Annotated in this window: 2 rRNA genes (1 of these 2 cut by a window edge); both read left to right on the top strand. The window is 55.2% G+C overall.

Going from position 1 to position 2,086, the window contains the following annotated elements:
• Window positions 1-1,822 (top strand): 23S ribosomal RNA (locus tag ACLQ3K_RS26365); it begins 1,362 nt to the left of the window's first position.
• Window positions 1,823-1,952: 130 nt separating this feature from the next.
• Window positions 1,953-2,069 (top strand): 5S ribosomal RNA (rrf, locus tag ACLQ3K_RS26360).
• Window positions 2,070-2,086: the final 17 nt, after the last annotated feature.

Here is a 2,086-nt window from a genome sequence, read left to right as displayed (position 1 = left end):
TTGTGTGGGTGGGTAGGGGAGCGTCGTGCAGCCGTAGAAGCAGCAGGGTGACCTAGTTGTGGAGGCTGTGCGAGTGAGAATGCAGGCATGAGTAGCGAATGACACGTGAGAAACGTGTCCTCCGGATGACCAAGGGTTCCTGGGCTAGGTTAATCCTCCCAGGGTGAGTCGGGACCTAAGGCGAGGCCGACAGGCGTAGTCGATGGACAACGGGTTGATATTCCCGTACCCGTGTCAGATCGCCCCTGATGAATCAGTTGTACTAACCGTCCTGAAGCCGCGAGATCACCTTCGGGTGACGAGCTGGTGGATGCACGGGACCTCGGCTGGTAGTAGTCAAGCGATGGGGTGACGCAGGAAGGTAGTGGGGCCAGTCAGTGGTTGTACTGGTGTAAGCCTGTAGGGCGAGATCTAGGCAAATCCGGATCTCATACAAGCCTGAGAGGTGATGCGTAGCCGTTGCGGTGAATTCCATGATCCTATGCTGCCGAGAAAAGCCTCTAGCGAGATCTGATGTGGCCCGTACCCCAAACCAACACAGGTGGTCAGGTAGAGAATACCAAGGAGATCGAGAGAACTGTGGTTAAGGAACTCGGCAAAATGCCCCCGTAACTTCGGGAGAAGGGGGACCTCGCATGGTGACCGGATTTACTCCGTGAGCTGTGTGGGGTCGCAGAGACCAGAGAGAAGCGACTGTTTACTAAAAACACAGGTCCATGCGAAGTCGTAAGACGATGTATATGGACTGACGCCTGCCCGGTGCTGGAAGGTTAAGAGGACCGGTTAGCCGTAAGGCGAAGCTGAGAATTTAAGCCCCAGTAAACGGCGGTGGTAACTATAACCATCCTAAGGTAGCGAAATTCCTTGTCGGGTAAGTTCCGACCTGCACGAATGGCGTAACGACTTCTCTGCTGTCTCAACCACAGACTCGGCGAAATTGCAGTACGAGTAAAGATGCTCGTTACGCGCGGCAGGACGAAAAGACCCCGGGACCTTCACTATAGCTTGGTATTGGTGTTCGGTTCGGTTTGTGTAGGATAGGTGGGAGACTGTGAAGCGGGCACGCCAGTGTTCGTGGAGTCGTTGTTGAAATACCACTCTGATCGTATTGGATACCTCAACCTCGGACCATGATCTGGTTCAGGGACAGTGCCTGGTGGGTAGTTTAACTGGGGCGGTTGCCTCCCAAAATGTAACGGAGGCGCCCAAAGGTTCCCTCAGCCTGGTTGGCAATCAGGTGTTGAGTGCAAGTGCACAAGGGAGCTTGACTGTGAGACTGACAGGTCGAGCAGGGACGAAAGTCGGGACTAGTGATCCGGCACCGGCAAGTGGAAGCGGTGTCGCTCAACGGATAAAAGGTACCCCGGGGATAACAGGCTGATCTTCCCCAAGAGTCCATATCGACGGGATGGTTTGGCACCTCGATGTCGGCTCGTCGCATCCTGGGGCTGGAGTAGGTCCCAAGGGTTGGGCTGTTCGCCCATTAAAGCGGCACGCGAGCTGGGTTTAGAACGTCGTGAGACAGTTCGGTCTCTATCCGCCGCGCGCGTTAGAAACTTGAGGAAGGCTGTCCCTAGTACGAGAGGACCGGGACGGACGAACCTCTGGTGTGCCAGTTGTTCCACCAGGAGCACGGCTGGTTGGCTACGTTCGGAAGGGATAACCGCTGAAAGCATCTAAGCGGGAAGCCTGTTCCAAGATTAGGTTTCTCACCACCTTGAGTGGGTAAGACCCCCTACAGACTATGGGGTTGATAGGCCAGAACTGGAAGCGCAGTAATGCGTGCAGGTGACTGGTACTAATCGGTCGAGGACTTACCACACACATAACATTCGCCAAAACGAGCACAAGCTCACAGGTGAAAGCGTGTAACAATAACAGAAACCAGCTGAGGCTGCTTCGCGTCCACTATGCAATGTCTGAGACAGCACACATGTGTTGTTTCGCAGTGTTACGGCGGCCATAGCGGAGGGGAAACGCCCGGCTCCATTCCGAACCCGGAAGCTAAGCCCTCCAGCGCCGATGGTACTGCACTCGCGAGGGTGTGGGAGAGTAGGACACCGCCGGACTAAAATTAGATACAGGA

Origin of the sequence: Tsukamurella sp. DT100 (assembly GCF_049844855.1) — a bacterium.
Lineage (GTDB): Bacteria > Actinomycetota > Actinomycetes > Mycobacteriales > Mycobacteriaceae > Tsukamurella.
The sequence above is the reverse complement of the archived record's forward strand: the minus strand, read 5'-3'. Positions and strand labels throughout refer to the sequence as shown.